Annotated in this window: 16 protein-coding genes; 7 read left to right on the top strand and 9 right to left on the bottom strand. The window is 67.8% G+C overall.

The features are described from left to right. Nucleotides 1-30 precede the first annotated feature (30 nt). Together NV1_RS01340 and NV1_RS01335 are read left to right on the top strand one after the other, a co-directional pair. Nucleotides 31-1,665 carry an adenylate/guanylate cyclase domain-containing protein gene (locus NV1_RS01340; RefSeq protein WP_067884606.1) on the top strand — a complete coding sequence of 545 codons (1,635 nt, stop codon included), beginning with the start codon at nt 31-33 and terminating at the stop codon, nt 1,663-1,665. After that, complete coding sequence (locus NV1_RS01335; RefSeq protein ID WP_067884604.1) at nt 1,662-2,327, top strand: Crp/Fnr family transcriptional regulator; 666 nt, start codon at nt 1,662-1,664, stop codon at nt 2,325-2,327. The genes NV1_RS01340 and NV1_RS01335 overlap by 4 nt, the downstream gene beginning before the upstream one ends. A gap of 357 nt (nt 2,328-2,684) precedes the next feature. Here the strand turns inward: NV1_RS01335 and NV1_RS01330 are convergent, their stop codons facing one another. The 4 genes from NV1_RS01330 to NV1_RS01315 all read right to left on the bottom strand — a co-directional run bounded on the left by NV1_RS01330 (nt 2,685) and on the right by NV1_RS01315 (nt 6,919). Continuing rightward, nucleotides 2,685-3,110, bottom strand: a complete 426-nt coding sequence (locus NV1_RS01330; RefSeq protein WP_067884602.1) for a GyrI-like domain-containing protein — start codon at nt 3,108-3,110, stop codon at nt 2,685-2,687. A 9-nt stretch (nt 3,111-3,119) separates the two neighbouring features. Further along, complete coding sequence (locus NV1_RS01325) at nt 3,120-3,581, bottom strand: GyrI-like domain-containing protein (RefSeq protein ID WP_067884600.1); 462 nt, start codon at nt 3,579-3,581, stop codon at nt 3,120-3,122. Between the two features lie 430 nt (nt 3,582-4,011). Beyond that, nucleotides 4,012-6,261 carry a transglycosylase domain-containing protein gene (locus NV1_RS01320; protein WP_084524993.1) on the bottom strand — a complete coding sequence of 750 codons (2,250 nt, stop codon included), beginning with the start codon at nt 6,259-6,261 and terminating at the stop codon, nt 4,012-4,014. Nucleotides 6,262-6,490: 229 nt separating this feature from the next. Then, entirely contained in the window at nt 6,491-6,919 is a 429-nt protein-coding gene (locus tag NV1_RS01315) for a MarR family winged helix-turn-helix transcriptional regulator (protein ID WP_067884596.1), read from the bottom strand. Nucleotides 6,920-6,978: 59 nt separating this feature from the next. Here NV1_RS01315 and NV1_RS01310 point away from each other — a divergent pair, with 59 nt between their 5' ends. Beyond that, complete coding sequence (locus tag NV1_RS01310) at nt 6,979-7,311, top strand: antibiotic biosynthesis monooxygenase family protein (RefSeq protein ID WP_067884594.1); 333 nt, start codon at nt 6,979-6,981, stop codon at nt 7,309-7,311. A 143-nt stretch (nt 7,312-7,454) separates the two neighbouring features. Here the strand turns inward: NV1_RS01310 and NV1_RS01305 are convergent, their stop codons facing one another. From NV1_RS01305 to NV1_RS01290, 4 genes are all read right to left on the bottom strand, one after another. Next, nucleotides 7,455-8,408 carry a YdcF family protein gene (locus NV1_RS01305; RefSeq protein ID WP_067884593.1) on the bottom strand — a complete coding sequence of 318 codons (954 nt, stop codon included), beginning with the start codon at nt 8,406-8,408 and terminating at the stop codon, nt 7,455-7,457. 27 nt (nt 8,409-8,435) lie between these two features. After that, the gene (locus NV1_RS01300) at nt 8,436-9,341 is read right to left on the bottom strand and encodes a carbohydrate ABC transporter permease (RefSeq protein ID WP_169813269.1); all 906 of its coding nucleotides are present in this window, start codon (nt 9,339-9,341) and stop codon (nt 8,436-8,438) included. Further along, on the bottom strand, nt 9,341-10,318 hold the full coding sequence (locus NV1_RS01295) for a carbohydrate ABC transporter permease (protein WP_373864573.1): 978 nt from the start codon (nt 10,316-10,318) through the stop codon (nt 9,341-9,343). The genes NV1_RS01300 and NV1_RS01295 overlap by 1 nt, the downstream gene beginning before the upstream one ends. 128 nt (nt 10,319-10,446) lie before the next feature. Then, nucleotides 10,447-11,748, bottom strand: a complete 1,302-nt coding sequence (locus NV1_RS01290) for an ABC transporter substrate-binding protein (RefSeq protein ID WP_067884591.1) — start codon at nt 11,746-11,748, stop codon at nt 10,447-10,449. 166 nt (nt 11,749-11,914) lie between these two features. Here NV1_RS01290 and NV1_RS01285 point away from each other — a divergent pair, with 166 nt between their 5' ends. The 3 genes from NV1_RS01285 to NV1_RS01275 all read left to right on the top strand — a co-directional run bounded on the left by NV1_RS01285 (nt 11,915) and on the right by NV1_RS01275 (nt 14,540). Continuing rightward, on the top strand, nt 11,915-12,745 hold the full coding sequence (locus NV1_RS01285) for a DUF2786 domain-containing protein (protein ID WP_067884589.1): 831 nt from the start codon (nt 11,915-11,917) through the stop codon (nt 12,743-12,745). 124 nt (nt 12,746-12,869) lie between these two features. Then, nucleotides 12,870-13,382: a TIGR04338 family metallohydrolase gene (locus tag NV1_RS01280; RefSeq protein ID WP_067884587.1), complete on the top strand. Its 513-nt coding sequence runs from the start codon at nt 12,870-12,872 to the stop codon at nt 13,380-13,382. A 174-nt stretch (nt 13,383-13,556) separates the two neighbouring features. Beyond that, nucleotides 13,557-14,540 carry a class I SAM-dependent methyltransferase gene (locus NV1_RS01275; protein WP_067884585.1) on the top strand — a complete coding sequence of 328 codons (984 nt, stop codon included), beginning with the start codon at nt 13,557-13,559 and terminating at the stop codon, nt 14,538-14,540. Nucleotides 14,541-14,562: 22 nt separating this feature from the next. Here NV1_RS01275 and NV1_RS01270 read toward each other — a convergent pair whose 3' ends face one another. Further along, the gene (locus NV1_RS01270) at nt 14,563-15,543 is read right to left on the bottom strand and encodes an o-succinylbenzoate synthase (RefSeq protein WP_067884583.1); all 981 of its coding nucleotides are present in this window, start codon (nt 15,541-15,543) and stop codon (nt 14,563-14,565) included. A gap of 228 nt (nt 15,544-15,771) precedes the next feature. Between NV1_RS01270 and NV1_RS46285 the strand changes: the two genes are divergently transcribed. Beyond that, a complete protein-coding gene (locus NV1_RS46285) occupies nt 15,772-15,900 on the top strand; it encodes a PIN domain-containing protein (RefSeq protein WP_281181768.1) in 129 nt (42 codons plus the stop codon). Nucleotides 15,901-15,904: the final 4 nt, after the last annotated feature.

Here is a 15,904-nt window from a genome sequence, read left to right as displayed (position 1 = left end):
GTGGGTGCGATCGGTGGGTAGGTTCGACGAGTGTTCGAAGTGAGAGCCCTCACCTGGGTGACGGCGGTGTCGCTGCCCGCGCTGGGGCTGTGGCTGCTCGTCGCCGATCCGATGCTCGACGCCCACTACGAACACCATGTGCAGCATTTCTGGCTGGTGCTGGCCGCGGCGGTGCTCGCAACGGGGTTGGGCACCATCCTGTTTCGCGCCGCCCGCGCGCGTCGTGACGTCCGGTTGATCCTGGTCTCGCTGACGTTCCAGTTCTCCGCCGGATTCCTCGCGCTGCACGCGATCGCCACGCCCGGGGTCATCCTGAACTCGCCCAATGCCGGTTTCGTGTACGCGGTGCCGATCGGGCTGACCCTCGGCGGGATCGCCGCACTGGCCTCGGCGGTCGAATACGGGCCGGAGGCGGTCGCGCGGCTGAATCGACTGTCCTGGTTGCTGTCCGCGCTTCCGGCGCTGAGTTTCGTTGTCTGGTCCGCGATCTCGCTGACCCGCCTGCCGCCCTTGAACGGAACGCCCAGTCCCACCGAATCTTCCGGCCCGCTGGTGGGCATCGCGGCGGTGGGCGCGCTGTGCTACCTGGGCGCGGCGATCGCGTACGCGTGGCGGTTCGTCCGGCGGCGCGCGTTGCTGCTGCTGACCATCTGCACCACCTTCGTACTGCTGATCGAGGCGCTGCTCGCGGTCGGGTTCGGGCGCAGCTGGCGGACCTCGTGGTGGGAATGGCATGTGCTGATGGTGGTGGCGTTCGCGCTGATCGCGGTCAGCACTCATCTGCAGTTCCGCCGGGAGGGTTCGGCGCTGGGCCTGTTCGACAGCGTGACGTTGCGGCAGACCATGGCCTCGCTCGAACGCGACTACGCTCGGGCGCTCACCGAGATGGTCGGCATTCTGCGCGAGCGGGCCGCGAGCGGAGTGCCCGCGCAGGCGCCGCTGGGACCGGTCGGGGTGCAGCTCTCGCGCCGATTCGGGCTCACCGAACGGCAATTCGCCGTATTGGCGCAGAACGCGCGACTGTACGGGCAGCTCGACGAGCTGTTCCGGTCCTACATGTCCCCGGCGGTGGCGACCGAACTGCTGGCCGATCCCGCGCAGGCCGATCTCGGCGGCCGGATCGCGGAGGTCAGTGTGCTCATGGCGGACCTGTCCGGATTCACGCCGTTCGCTGAGAACACCGATCCGGCGGCGGTGGTGCAGATGCTGAACACCTATTACGGTGCGATCGTGCCGGTCATCCTGGGCGAGGGCGGGACGGTGGTGCAGTTCGTCGGCGATGCGGTGATGGCGGTGTTCAACGCGCCCGCCCCGCAGCCCGATCACGCGTTGCGTGCGGCGCGCGCCGGGCTGGGGTTGCAGTACGTCGTCGGGCGGATCGCCGCGGGACGCCCGGACTGGCCGCGGTTCCGGGTCGGGGTCAACTCCGGGCCCGCACTCGTGGGCAATGTCGGTGCGGAGCAGATGCGCAACTACACCGCGATCGGTGACACCACCAATCTCGCGGCGCGGCTGGAGGGGGTGGCCGAACCCGGCACGGTGGTGATCGGCTCCACGACATATGCGCAGCTCGGTTCGCGGGCCGTGGTGCGGACGCTGGGCGGAATCACCGTCAAGGGCCGGCGCGAGCCGGTCACCTGCTACGTCCTGGAGGGCCTGCGATGACCGAATTCGCGCTGTTGCGCGGTCTGGCGGAGGGCGAACGACGTCAGCTGCTCGCCTCGTGCACGCCCCGGCGGTTCAAACGCCGCGAAATCCTGTGTCACGAAGGCGATCCCGGCGACACATTGCATCTGGTCAAGAGCGGGCTGCTGCTGATCCGCGTGGCCACCCCGCTGGGCTACACCGCCACGCTGTCCGTCATCGGCCCCGGCGACGCCTTCGGCGAACTGGCCCTGCTGAGCCCCGAGGCCAGACGGACCGCCACCGTGGAGGCCGCCGAGATCGCCGAAACCCTCAGCCTCAGCCGCGCCCAGCTGACCGCATTGCGCGCGACGTATCCGGGAGTCGAGCGCATGCTCACCGACACTCTCGTCGAGCAGGTCCGCCGCCTCTCCGGAATGGTGCTCGAGGCGCTGTACCTGCCGGTCGAGGCCCGCGTGGTCCGCCGTCTGGTCAACCTCGCCCGCATCTACGGCGGCCCCGCCCCGATCGCCGAAATCCGTCTCACCCAGGATGATCTGGCTTCCATGGCCGGCACCACCCGCGTCACCGCCAACAAGATCCTGCGCGAACTCGAGGATCGCGGCGTCGTCGAACTACGCCGCGGCCGGATCGTCGTCACCGACCGTGCCGCTCTCGTCGCCGCCGCGAACACATATCACTGAGGCTGCCGACCCCGGAGGCACCGGGCGCCCCTGAACCGCCTGTGTGCCGCCCACCTCAGCGGCAGGACCCGAACAACCCATGTTCCACGAACTACGCCGTGGCCGGATCGTCGTCGCCGACCGTGCCGCCCTCGTCGCCGCCGCGAACACATATCACCGAGGCTGCCGACTCTGGGGGCAGGACCCCTGAATCACATGCGTTGCGCCGACCCCGCATAACGCCCACTCCGAGGCCGGGGCCCGCCCCGGTCCTGGATTGACCGGAGCGGAGGAGGGAAGCGGGGGAGCGGAGGGAGGGAAGGGCAGGGGTTGACAGGGCCCTGCCCCGCCGCAGCGAACGGGGGCCGGAAATCCAGCTCAGTCCAGGGAGACGAAGACCTCCACCGAGGCCGGACCCGTGTAGCGCTCGATCTCCGCGCTGTGCGAGCGGGTGATGGTGCCCGCGGCCTCGGCCTTGGCAACCTTCGCCCAGGCGGTGCGCAGGAGATCGTACGGTTTGTCGGACACTACGAACTTGGCGTAGCGACCGGCCGGGATGCGGGTGAGGACATCGCCGGTGTCGAGCTGATCCAGAGCGGCGAGTTCGTAGCCGAGGACCGCGACCGCGTGGTCGTTCTGGCCGACGTAGGCCGCTACGCGCTGGGCGTTCTTCTCCCGCGACAGGTATCTGTCCCAGGTGAAGTTGACCAGGTCCAGGTCGCGGGCGGCCACCTCGCGACCGGCCAGCGGAACGGTGAGCCCGCCGACGAGGCTCTCACCGAGGGTGACTATCTCGAAATCCATATTCGCGCCCTACTTCTCGCCAGTGACGTCGTCGGCCAGCGCAACGAACACCTCGACCGTGCGCCGATCCGGATAGTGCTCGAAATCGCCGGTATAGGCGCGTACCAGCGCGCCCGCGGTCTCGAGATCCCAGACCGCCCGCCACACCGACACGATGGTGTCGCCCAGATCATCCCCACTGCGGACGAATCGCGCGAACCGGCCGCCCGGCACGCGCGCCAGCACATCACCGGGTAACAGATCGTCGAGGCTCTGGCAGCGATAACCGACGATATGCGTCAGATATGAGCCGATCTCCGGTGCGTGATCGATGTACGCGCTTGCCGGAGGGCCCGGCAGATCGCGTTTGAGGTTGTGCCGCCAGGCCTCCTCGACCTTCAGTCGGCGCGGGCCTTCGACCGCCAGCGCCGGGCTGCGCAGGACCGTGCCCGCCACCAGCGTCTCGTGGCGCTCGACGATTTTGAAATCCACCGGTGTCGCCCCTATGTCTAGTGCTGTATTTCGGCCTCCGCTCCGCTGCGGCGGGGCTGGCCCTATTGACCCCGGTCCTTCCCGCTCTCCGCTCTCCCGCGTCGCTCCTGGCGCTCCGGTCGGTCCAGGACCGGGGCGGGCCCCAGCCGGGGTGGTGTATCTCGGGGTAGACGGAAAACGGGTGACCTGGGGGTGTTCTGTCCCTGCTCTAGGTGATCCTATGCGTGTTGCACGACTGGCCCGCAATGGGCCGGTCCACGGCAGTGTTGCCGATGCTTGCTCCGTTCCCCGAGCTTAGCCGGGGACACCGACATGGCGGCCGGAGATGGTCTCGACCCGGTAGCGATCCGTGAGACCAAAGGCCGTTGTGGCGCCTCGGGACGGTTCGTGCAAACCGGGCAGTCTCGACGGAGTGGGGCGATGTCCGCGATCAGCCCGGGACCGGGACGTGCAGTCCGGGGAAGATCTCGACCTGGCGAGGCGGGGGCGGCGGAGGGGGTGCGGGAACCGGGACCGGAGCGGGTGCGGGGACCGGCGTGTGGCGGCGGGGTGTGGTGGTGGCCGGCGGGGCGAGGATGTCGAACGGCCCGCGGGACTGCTCGGTGGACGGAGGCGTGGCGATGAACGGGCCCTGGATTTCGGTGTGGGCGGCGGGGAAGCGTTCGGCCGGTGTGCCGCCGAGGGCGCCGTCCATGGTTCTCTTCCAGATATCCGAGGGCAGGCCCGCGCCGTAGATCGGTGCGCCGCCGGAGGTTCGGATGGCCTCGGATCCGGCCGTGCCGACCCATACCGCCGTCGACAGCGACGGGGTGAAGCCGACCATCCAGGCGTCCTTGTTGGCTCCCGTGTCGCCGAGCTGAGTGGTGCCGGTCTTGGCGGCCGCGGGGCGACCCGCGAGGGCGTGGCCGTTGGAGTACGCCGCGATCGGCAGCATCGCCGAGATCGTCGTATCGGCGATCTGCGGCGAAATCCGTTGCTGTGCCGGAAGTTGATCCTTGCCGGGAACGCCGCGATCCAACAGCACCCGGCCGTCCCCCGCGACGACGCGCTGCACGATGAACGGCGTGTGGTACATCCCGGAATCCGCGACGGTCGCGTACGCCACGGCCATATCCAGCGGACGCACCGAATACACGCCGAGCACGATCGCCGGGGCGGGCGGCCCGCCGTTCTCGCTGAGTGTGCGGCCCGCGACCCCCGGAATCTGCTCCGGAATTCCGGCCTGATGCGCCGCGTCGGCGATCGCCTGCGGACCGACCGTCTCGGCGAGCCGGTAGAAGCTGGTGTTCAGCGACCGCTTGAACGCCTCGGCCAGCGAACAGGTCCCGCAGGATTCGCCCTCCACATTCGTGACCGGAACGCCGTTCACCGTCACCGGTGCGCTGTCGAGCCGGTACGACAGCGGAATCCCCTGTTGCAGTGCGGCCAGCACCGCGAAGGTCTTGAACGACGACCCGGTCTGCAGCGGCGCCTGCGCGAAATCGAAGCCGACCCCGTCGTCCCCGCCGTAGTAGGCGCGCAACGCGCCCGAACGCGGGTCGACCGACACCACCGCGCTGCGCAGTTGCCCGGGCTGCGAGCTCAACGTGTTGTGCACTGCGTCGAGGGCGGCTTGCTGGGCGCGCGGGTCGATGGTGGTGGTGATGTGCAATGCGCCGGTGTCGATTTCCTGCTGACTGATTCCGGCATTGCGTAATTCGGTCAGGACCTGGGTGCGGATGAGCCCGTTCGCATTGTGCGCGGCCTCGTCGGTGAAGGCGCTGACCGGCGCGATCTGCGGAAACTGGATCGCCGCACGGTCTTTCGCGCGCAACTTGCCCATACTCACCATGCCGTCGAGCACATAGTTCCAGCGGGCCCGCAGCTGCGGCAGATGCGTTTCCGGGTCCAGCAGCGACGGCGTGCGGATCACCGAAGCCAGCACGGCCCCTTCCGCCGGGGTCAGCTCCGGCACCGGTTTGGCGAAGTACGCGCGCGCCGCGGCCGCGATCCCGTACGCGCCGCGTCCGTAGTAGATGGTGTTCAGATAGGCGGCGAGGATGTCGTCCTTACTCCACTGCCGTGCCATCTTGGCCGAGATGATCAGCTCGCGGACCTTGCGGGACATGGTGCGCTCGGAGCTCAGGAAGGCGTTCTTGACGTACTGCTGGGTGATCGTGGACCCACCGCCGGCGTCATCGTGCCCGAGCAGGTTGTCCCGCGCCGCGCGTAGGAACGCCGAGGTCGAATATCCGGGATTGGTGTAGAAGTTCCGATCTTCCGCCGACAGCACCGCATCGCGCACCGGAACCGGCACCTGCGTCAGCGGCACCGGCGTCCGGTTGCCTTCCGGCGGAACGATTCTCGCCAGTACGGTCGTGTCGTCGTCGGCGGTGATGGTGGCGATCTGATTGGACTGCACCGCATCCGGCGCGGGCACCTCCGCACTCCAATAAGCCAACACCAGCAACAACGCCGGAATCACGAAGAAGATCAGGAACAACGCCAGCACCAGCCGCCGAATCCGCTGCCCCCGAGTCCGCCGGGGTCGCTCGTGCCCCGGTTCGCTCTCCTCCGGCCTGCTCCGCCGCTGCGGCCGCAGCCCCGGAGCCGCACGCTGCCGCCGAACCCGTCCCGGAAGCTCATTCCACCCCGCGAGCGAGGGATAAGGCGCGGTCTCGCGCCGGCCTCGCCACCGCATACGGATCGAGCTCACGATCAACTCCTCGGACTACAAGAACAAGGTGATCGAACAACCGCACGAAACCACTCGCATACCAGACTAAGAGCCGGTCCGGGATTCAGGCGGCACGGGGGCGGCGCCGGCAGGTCTCCACGGGCGGACTGCGAACCGGTGCGCGGGCCGTGACCCGCCTGGCGCGCAGCCGCGGCGGACCAGGTCGCGTGACGCGACCGCGCGGTTCGGTTCGTCAGGCGAGATTTTCGATACAGGTCGTCAGGAGCGCGGCCAGCCGGCGGAGATCCGCGGGGGGCAGGTCGCCGGTCATGCGGCCGTCGATATCCATCACGATGGCGTCGGCTCGATCCAGTTGGGAGCGGCCGAGTTCGGTGAGCGTGACGGGGCGGGAGCGGCCGGTGGCGGGCTGCTCCGCGACGGTGACCAGGCCCGCCTTCCGGAGTCCGCTGAGGACGTCGCGCAGTGATTGGCGGGTCACGAAGGTGCGGCGGGCGAGTTCGGCGGCCGGAGCGCCGGGGACGTCGGCCAGCGCGCGCAGAACCGCGTACTGGGACATGGTCAGACCCAGCGGCCGCAGGCGTTCCTCACATGCGCGGTGGAACGTCTGCTGCGCCTGTTTGATCAGATACCCGATCCGCTGGTCCACACCCTCTTGACTCATGACAGGAACCTTACACATAATGGCTTGTGTAAGGATCCTGACATCAAGGAGATATCGTCATGCCCGACACCACCACCATCGCGACCGACGCCCAGCTCACCACCTTGATCAACGTCTTCACCGTCCGGCCCGACCGGCAGCGCACCCTGGTCGATCTGTTGACCCGCGCCACCGACGAGGTGATGCAGCACATCCCGGGTTTCGTATCCGCCAACATCCATGCGAGCGACGACGGCACCCGAGTGGTCAACTACGCCCAGTGGCAATCCGCCGACGCCTACCGCGGAATGTTCTCCGACCCCCCGGCCCAGGCCCACATGAAGGAAGCCGCAGCCGTAGCCGACCACTTCGACCCACACCTGTTCACCGTGGAATCCATCCACCACCGCTGAAATCGTCCGGGCGAGTTCGATGGTGAGGAGCCCGATCGCCTTCCGCGGAAGGACAATCGCCGAATCCACCGCTCCGAGGCCGGCCGGGCGGACCGGCTCGCGGAGTCAGCGGAATTGCCGAGAGCGCGCGGGGTGTGTGCCGGTCAGGACCGCCGCTCGGTCGGGCGAAACGTCTCGCCGAGCCTGTCGTACGCTCCGCGCACACTGTCCGGGATGTCTTCGCGGATGATGTGTCCTTCGGCGGGGTACTCGTCGAGACGTTTGATCTCGCCCATGGTGACCGCGACGATCGACTTCGGGTGCGGGGCCGTCGTGGCATCGGGGCGGTTCCCGTACTTCATGTAGTTCTCCAGCGAGATGTCGGCAGACGGTATGGCGACGTGCTCGACCTGGGGACACTGTTTCATCAAGGTGCCCCACACCCGGCGGGAGTGGAACGGCGTGCAGACCCCGATCACCGACCTGACGTCGCGTCCTTTCTGTTCGAGCATGCGGACCGAGTACCGGGCATTCTGACCGGTGTTCTCGGCCAAGGGCTCCTCGATGATCCGGTGCGGACCCAGGTTGACCTTCCGCGCGGCCAGCCGGAACTTGGCCGCCTCGCCCCGGTATCCGGAGAATACGACCGGTACGTCGCCGAGGTTGTGGTCGCGGAACAGGTTCGCGATCACCGTCGACCCGCCGATGTCACGGCTGCCGAAGAAGATGATGCCGCCATAGTCTCGTTCGGGGTCCAACGCCCATTTGGGATCGTGACGCAGATAGTCCCAGAGCATCCCCAGATCCGTCATCGCCCGGTCGGTATCCGCGCCTCGGTCCTGTAGTTCCTGCAGCCAGGACGTGTAGGCGGCGTCCGTGCGCGCCCCGACCACCTGATCATCGCGAATCAGCGCGCGGCCGCCCGAATCGACAGGTATCACGCCCGGATGATCGCCGCGGACCAGACTTCCGGCGGACTCTCGGCTCCGGCTCGCCAGATCGTGCCACCGCTCACCGGTCTCGGACGTACCGCGAGTCAGCTCTCGGGTGAGCTGCTCGGTGATCTTTCGCGCGACGGCGGCTGCCTCCGCACCGGCTCCCGGCTCGACCGGGCCCACTATCGCTTGCTGCTCAACAGGTTTCGCTCAGCTCTTCACGCCGCCCGCGGTGAGGCCGGAGATGATGCGGCGCTGGAAGAGCAGGACCATGATGACCAGGGGGACCGTGACGATGACGCCCGCGGCCATGATCGCCGTGTACGGCTGGACCAGGGGGTCGTTGCCGGAGAAGCGGGCGATCGCGACGGTGACCGGTTCGGTCGCGTCGGAGGACAGCAGGCTGGACAGCAAGTATTCGTTCACCGCGGCGATGAAGGCCAGGATCGCGGTGGTGAATACCGCGGGTGCGGCCAGGGGCAGCATCACCAGGCGGAACGCCTGGAGACGCGATGCGCCGTCGATCCGCGCGGCCTCCTCGAGTTCCCATGGTAGTTCGGCGAAGAACGAGGCAAGCACGTACACGGTCATCGGCAGGACGAAGGAGATGTTCGGGATGATCATCGCCTGGTAGTGCCCGAGCCAGCCGATATCGGTGAACAGCTGGAAGAGCGGCGTCACCAGGACGACCACCGGGAACATCGATGCGCTCAGCACCAGCCCGGCGACCAGCGTCTTACCGCGGAAGGTGATGCGGGCCAGCGCATATGCGGCCATCATGCCGATCAGCAGGGCGATCACCGTGGTGGCCGCGCCGATGACGACGCTGTTGGTCAGCGCCCGGCCGAAGTTGTTGCCGCGATCGGTGTCGAACGCGTTCTCGAAGTTCGTCGTCGTCAGATGCGTCGGCCACGGAGTGTTGTCGAACGTGTAGCTCGGGTCGCGGAAGGCGGTGACGGCCATCCAGTAGAACGGTCCCAGACCCCACACCAGGATGATCAGTGCGCCGACATACGTACTTGCGGAACGCAATCGCCTGCTCAACGGCGTTCGCGCCGTAACCGCCCCGGTGGTTTCCGGCGCGGTGACGGCATCGGCGAATCCGGTGTCGCTCATCAGTGCGCCCTCCGCTGTTCTTCCTGTGTCGCAACCGCATTCGCGCCCAGCACCTTCACCAGCACGAATGCGACCGCGAAGATCAGCAGGAAGGTGATCACCGACAGCGCCGATGCGCTGTTGGCCCCCTGGCGCACCTGGTCGACGACCAGGATCGAGATGGTCCGGGTGTTGGCGTTGCCCTGTGTCATGATCGCCGGCAGGTCGTAGAGTCGCAGCGCGTCCATCGTGCGGAACAGAACCGCCACCAGCAGTGCGGGTTTGAGCAGCGGCAGGGTGATGTGGGTGAACCGCTGCCACGCCGACGCGCCGTCCACTCGCGCGGCCTCGTACACGTCGGCCGGAATCACCTGCAGCCCGGCCAGAATCAGCAACGCCATGAACGGCGTCGTCTTCCACACGTCGGCGATGATCACCGCCAGGCGCGACCACCAGGGATCGGTCTGCCACAGAATGTGCGTTCCGAGAACGCGATTCACCACGCCGTCGTACTGGAACATGAATTCCCACAGCCGTGCGGTGACCGCGGTCGGGATCGCCCACGGGATGAGCACCGCCGCACGCAGCAGCGCCCGCCCCTTGAACGTCTTGCCCATCACCGTCGCCATACCCAGCCCGATGACCGCCTCGAGCGTCACCGTGATGATGGTGAACAGCACGGTCACCAGGATCGCGGCCCAGAACTGCGAGCCGAGATTGCCGGTCGGGCAGGCCTCGGTGCCACCGGCGGGCAGGGTGCACTGCTGCAGCAGCCAGTGCGTGTAATTGCTGAATCCGGCGCTGCCGCCGTTGACGAACATGCCCGTCGCCGGATCGAGCCCGGAGTCCTTCTGGAAGGACATGATCACCGCGCGTACCACCGGATACCCGATGACCACGGCCAAGGCCAGCAGCACCGGAGCCACGAACAACCAGGCGCGCCCCGATCCGGGCAGCGTGTTCAATCCGCGAGCGACCAGCGACTTCCGGTTACCGATCGGTGTGTCGGGCTGGGGCGACGGTTCGCTCGCGGACTCGTCCACACGCGTGTACTCCGGCGTTCCCGAAGGATCTGACACCGTTCTTCTCTCCTACGGGACTCGGCTCGGCACAGGCGCTCTCGCGGTCAGGAACCGGCGGCCTGGATCCCCTTCTGCATACCGGTGATCGCGGCGTCGACCGTTTTCCGTCCGGTGATCGCAGCATAGGCGTTGTCCTGGATGGCCTTGGACACCGCCGGATAGAACGGGGTGACCGGCCGCGGCACGGCGCTGGCGATCGAATCCTTCAGCGTGGGCAGGTACGGGAACTTCGCGATCAGCGCCGGGTCGTCGTACAGCGAGGACCGCACCGGCGGGTACGCGCCCTCGGCCACGATGTGCTGGGCGTCCTCGCTGATCAGGAAGCGGAGGAAGTCCAGGGCGGTGGCCTTGTGCTTGGAGTACGCGCTGATGGCGGCGTTGTAACCACCGAGCGTGGAGGCGCCGATCCCGTCCTTGCCGGGCAGTGCGGCGACGCCGACCTCACCCTTGACCACGGACGAATCGGCCTGTGCCACACCGTAGAAGTTCGGCCAGGTGCGCAGGAACAGCAATTTGCCCTGGGCGAAGGCGTTCTGGCTCTCGGGCTCCTCGAAGGAGATGGCCTCCTTGGGGATATCGCCCTTCTGGTACGCGTCGGTCAGCACCTGCAGACCCGCGCGGGCCTGCGGGCTGTCGATGGTGGGGGTCTTGCCGTCCGGCCCGACGAAGGTGCCGCCGTAGGCGTTGATCACCTCGGCGGTGTTCACCGTCAGCCCCTCGTAGGGCGCGAACTGCCCTGCGTAGCAACCGACGTTGTGCTCCTTGGCAACGTTGCAGTCACCGAGCATCTCGGTCCACGTCTTCGGCGGGTTGGGTACCAGATCCTTGCGGTAGTACAGCAGGCCGCCGTTGGTGTTCAGCGGCGCGGCGTACAGGTTGCCCTTGTAGGTGGCGCTGGCGACCGTCGGCGAGAGCAGGGTGGAGGTGTCCAGCGCGAAGGAGTCCTTCAGCGGCTGGATCCAGCCCTTGGCCGCGAATTCCGCGGTCCAGGTGACGTCGAGGGCCATCACGTCGTAATCCGACTGCTTGGCCTGCAGGTGCTGGGCCATGTCGTCGTGCTGCTGGGAGGCGTCGTTGGACTGTTCCTTGAAGGTGACCTTCTCGGTCGGGTGCGCGGCGTTCCAGCGATCGATGAGCTGTTTGACCGCACCGGTTTCCGAGGTGTCCTTACCCTCGACATAGGTGATCGGGCCGCGCCCGCCGAGGTCTTGTGTGGTCGGGTTGGTGCCGCTGTTGCTCGAACACCCACTCGCGAGAGTCGCGGTGAGCAGTGCCGCCGAGGCGGCGGCCAGAGCGGCGCGGGAGGTCCGGGACGAGCGTCGTGACCTCACCTTGTTCAATGCCATCGATACTCCAGGGTCGAGACGAGCCGCAGCTGCCTTGGCGCGCACGGTGGAGCCGAGCGGCGGCGACGCGGAGCCGTGAGCGCCGGCACACTCAGCCGGTTGCACAAGGCAAGATACATTGTCTGCGGCCTGTCGTGTCGGTCGGTTCTCTATATTCTGGGTCGCGATGTCGACTCAGCCAACTCAGGACAAGTTGCTCACGCGTATCGGCGGACTGCTGCGTCAAGCGGAGTCGACCGATAACGAGCACGAGGCCGAAGCGTTCCTCGCCGCGGCGCAGCGCCTGGCGACCCGCTCGTCCATCGATCTAACGGTGGCGCGTGCGCATGTGACGGGCCGCGAGCGGCGGGCGACGCCGGTGCAGCGGATCATCGCGATCGGTGAGCCGGGTAAGCGCGGGCTGCGCACCTATGTGCAGCTGTTCGTCGCGATCGCCGCCGCCAATGATGTGCGCTGCGATGTGACCCGTACTTCGACGCAGGTTTACGCGTACGGATTCGATTCCGATATCGCCTCGTGCGAGGCGCTGTACGCGAGCCTGCTGGTGCAGATGGTGCGTGCGTCGGATCTGTACATCAAGTCCGGGCAGTACCGGTCCGCGACGGTGGAGAAGGTCGTCGTCGAGAAGCGCTACGGCCGCAAGGTGCAGCGCCAAGTGCGGGCCCCCGTCGCGGCCGTGACGGCCCGGCTGAATTTCCAGATGGCCTTCGCCGCGCGTGTCGGCCGCCGCCTGGCCGCGGTGAAGGCCGACGTGGAGGCCCAGGTGCGGGCCGAGCCCACCGCGGCTCCGGGCACCGCGATCGCCCTGCGCGACAAGGAACTCGAACTGGCCGGCTTCTACACCCGCACCTCCGAGGCGCGCGGCACCTGGCGCGGCCCGCAGGAGTCCGCCGGGTACTCCCCCGGGGCCCGGCGTGCCGGTGACCGTGCGGGCCGGGCCGCCCGGTTGGGTTCGTCGCCCGAACTCGGTGCGGCGCGTGGACAACTCGATGCGTAGCTACGGCCTGTTCCGTAACCGTGACGGGGCGCGGCACAACTGTGTCGATGTCGTGCAGGTGTCGTAGGTCGGTGAGAACGGCGGGAGGTCCGGTGTCCGAGGTGAGTCGCGCCGGAGTCGGGGCATGAGTACCCGGGACAGCCAGCGGGCGCGGGTGTACGACGCCGAGGGGCTGGTGCGGCGGATGTTCGATCGAGCCGACGAGGGTGGCGGGCGGACCGTGGAATTGTACGGGTCGCAGATCACGTTGCCGGTGGAGCGACGGTTCGCGTCGGTGGAATCGGTGCAGAGTTACGTGGACCGGGTGCTGGCGTTGAATTGGGTTCGCGCGGGCTGGGGTCGTGCGGGCGCGGCGGTGACGGTCCGGGCGCGGGCGGGTGCGGGGGCCGCGCATTACGAGGTCGAGACGGCGGTGCTCGCGGTTCCGCTGCACGCGAGTGGAAGTGCCTGGGCACTGCGGGAATTGGTGATTCTGCACGAGATCGCGCACCATCTCGGCGAACCGGGGGAGGACCGGGCTGCGCACGGGCCCGAATTCTGTACCCGATACATCGAACTGGTCGATGGTGTGATCGGGCCGGAGGCGGCTCTCGTGTTGCGCACCTCGCTACTCGGGTGTGGCGTGCGGATCGGCTGATCGGCCGCCGGCATACCGCTGGAAATCCGGATGGCGCTGATTATCGGCCTGCCGCGCGCAATTCGACTACTCGCGCGCCTGATGACCTCGCCGCGGATGTCCCAGCCTCGGTGCATGTCCCGCACCGGGCCGTCGGTTGTAGTCTCGGCGTCGACGATGAATCGAGGGAGGCGTATGCGCAAGCTCGTGTCACGTGTGGCTTTCTACGTTCTGTGCACGGTGATGTCTCCGCTGGTCCTGATCGGCTACATCGTGTGGATCAGCGGGACGCTCACCTCGGGCCGGTCCGGGGTATCGGGGACCGCACAGGGGCCGCTGAGCGCCCGGTACTCCGAGCACAACTTCGGGACCAGGCCGGACGAGGCGGCCGACCGGCTGCTGCGGGCACTGCCCGGCGTTCCGGGCCCGGCGCTGTTCCTGACAACCGCTCCGGTATTCCTGGCGCATCGGCTGACCGGGTACGTGCCGCGGGCGTTCCGCTACCCCTACGAGGGCAAGGTTTCCCCGCAGTACGAGGCGTCGGCGCGGATCGGGTTCTTCGACGCGGCCCTGGACCGATATCTGCCCGATGTCACGCAGTTCGTCATTCTCGGCGCGGGTTTCGACACCCGCGCCTACGGACTTGCGGACGATTCTCGGGTCCGTGTCTTCGAGGTCGATACCCTGCCGACCCAGACCGTCAAGCGCAAGGCACTGGAGAAGGCCGGAATAGATTCCAGCAGAGTGACTTTCGTGCCCGCCGACTTCGAGCAGGAGGACTGGCTCGACTGCCTGACCGCCGCGGGATTCGATCCGGGCGAGCGGACGCTGTTCCTCTGGGAGGGCGTGATCATGTACCTCGACCGGGCCGCCGTCGAGGACACCCTGCGCAAGATCGCTTCGACGGCCGCCGGAAGCGTCGTCGCATTCGACTATTTCACCAGCGAACCGTTCGAATCCTCCTCGCTGTACTGGCGTTACGGCCGAGCCGCCACCAGCGCCGCGGGCGAGGAGTTGAAATTCGGCGTCGACAGCACGCCGCCCTCCCGCGACCGCCTCGCCGAACTGCTCCGATCCTGCGGCCTTTCACTCACCGATCAGCAGACCCTCGGCGAAGACACCCGAAGTCGCCGGGCCTGGGGTGGATTCGCGGTCGCGTCGGTGGGCGAGGCGCCGTAATCGCACTGTGCAGCAGCGGTGCTCAGGTGATGGGCAGGAGGCGCTGCACTCGGTCCAGGCGGTCTCGCCACCAACGGGTGCGTTCCGGATCGGGATGCCGGAAACGTCGCAGGAGTTCGGGGTCCGGAGTCGGTGCGGTGCGCGGTACGGGTAGGTATCCGTCGACCGGGCGTAGGGAATCGACGACCGTATCGCCCTCGAAGAGGTTCACCGTGCCGAGTCCGCAGGCGAATTCGAGGCTCGGCAGGGCTCCGGCCAGTGCGAGTTGAGCCGACAGCCCGACGCTGGTCTCCAGCGCCGAGGAGACCACACACGGCAACCCGGCCGCCTCGGCCACCTGCAACGCCCGCCGAACCCCGCCCAGCGGCGTGCATTTCAGGACGGCGATATCCGCGGCCCCGGCCACCGCGACCCGCAGCGGATCCTCGGCCCGGCGAATGGATTCGTCCGCGGCGATCCGGATATCCACCTGCCGCCGCACCTCCGCCAACTCCTCGATGGTCCGGCACGGCTGCTCGGCATACTCCAAACCGCCTGCGGCCCTGCCGATCTGCGTGAGATTCTCGACAGCGGTATCGACATCCCACAGCGCGTTCGCATCCACCCGGATCGCCCCCTCGGGCCCGAGAGCCGAACGCACGGCCGCCACCCGCTCCAGATCCTCCGCCAGTGAATCGGGATGATCGGCCACCTTCACCTTCGCCGTCCGGCACCCCGACCCGGCGACCAACGCATACGCCCGCTCCGGAACAACAGCAGGCACAGTGCAATTCACCGCGATCCGGTCCCGCACCGCCTCCGGCCACCCCACGGTGACCTGCTCGACAGCGGTAGCCAGCCACCCCGCCGCCTCCCGATCCCCGTACTCCGGAAACGCGCAGAACTCCCCCCACCCCAGCGGCCCCTCGAACACCATCCCCTCTCGCACCGTGATCCCCCGGAACCGATTCCGCATCGGAATCGCGTACACGTGCGCGGATTCAGGATCGATCAGCTCATCCATGCGCCACCGACCCCAGGTCGCCGGTTGTCCGTCCGCTGCTCTGGCCCACCGGCCCAGCCTAATCCCGCAGGGTGGTGGACCATGCCTGCGGGGGAGGCCCGAACGGCCTGGTCGGATGAATTACCGGGGTGATCGCGATGCGTCCGGTGGTGAACTCGAGTTCCGGTACTCGGCGCCGTCCACGGCTGACAGGATCGGGAAAAAGCAACTGCTGCAATCTCTCTTCAGGTGGGTTCCCTTGCCGCGCCGACAGAGCGGGATGGCTTGGTAGTCCTCGCCGACGACAAGGACTACCGCACCGTCGCGCAGACGACCGGGCAGCCGATTCGCATGGTGATGGATCTGCCGCGGTCATGAATTG

This window comes from Nocardia vaccinii NBRC 15922 (genome assembly GCF_001613305.1).
In the GTDB taxonomy this organism is placed as follows: Bacteria; Actinomycetota; Actinomycetes; order Mycobacteriales; family Mycobacteriaceae; genus Nocardia; species Nocardia vaccinii.
The sequence above is the reverse complement of the archived record's forward strand: the minus strand, read 5'-3'. Positions and strand labels throughout refer to the sequence as shown.

What these genes read in the sequence shown, in the direction of transcription:
- NV1_RS01335 (WP_067884604.1), top strand. Translation starts at nt 1,662, where the DNA reads ATGACCGAATTCGCGCTGTTGCGCGGTCTGGCGGAGGGCGAACGACGT.
- NV1_RS01330 (WP_067884602.1), bottom strand. Translation starts at nt 3,110, where the DNA reads ATGGATTTCGAGATAGTCACCCTCGGTGAGAGCCTCGTCGGCGGGCTC.
- NV1_RS01320 (WP_084524993.1), bottom strand. Translation starts at nt 6,261, where the DNA reads ATGCGGTGGCGAGGCCGGCGCGAGACCGCGCCTTATCCCTCGCTCGCG.
- NV1_RS01315 (WP_067884596.1), bottom strand. Translation starts at nt 6,919, where the DNA reads ATGAGTCAAGAGGGTGTGGACCAGCGGATCGGGTATCTGATCAAACAG.
- NV1_RS01310 (WP_067884594.1), top strand. Translation starts at nt 6,979, where the DNA reads ATGCCCGACACCACCACCATCGCGACCGACGCCCAGCTCACCACCTTG.
- NV1_RS01300 (WP_169813269.1), bottom strand. Translation starts at nt 9,341, where the DNA reads ATGAGCGACACCGGATTCGCCGATGCCGTCACCGCGCCGGAAACCACC.
- NV1_RS01290 (WP_067884591.1), bottom strand. Translation starts at nt 11,748, where the DNA reads ATGGCATTGAACAAGGTGAGGTCACGACGCTCGTCCCGGACCTCCCGC.
- NV1_RS01285 (WP_067884589.1), top strand. Translation starts at nt 11,915, where the DNA reads ATGTCGACTCAGCCAACTCAGGACAAGTTGCTCACGCGTATCGGCGGA.
- NV1_RS01280 (WP_067884587.1), top strand. Translation starts at nt 12,870, where the DNA reads ATGAGTACCCGGGACAGCCAGCGGGCGCGGGTGTACGACGCCGAGGGG.
- NV1_RS01275 (WP_067884585.1), top strand. Translation starts at nt 13,557, where the DNA reads ATGCGCAAGCTCGTGTCACGTGTGGCTTTCTACGTTCTGTGCACGGTG.
- NV1_RS01270 (WP_067884583.1), bottom strand. Translation starts at nt 15,543, where the DNA reads ATGGATGAGCTGATCGATCCTGAATCCGCGCACGTGTACGCGATTCCG.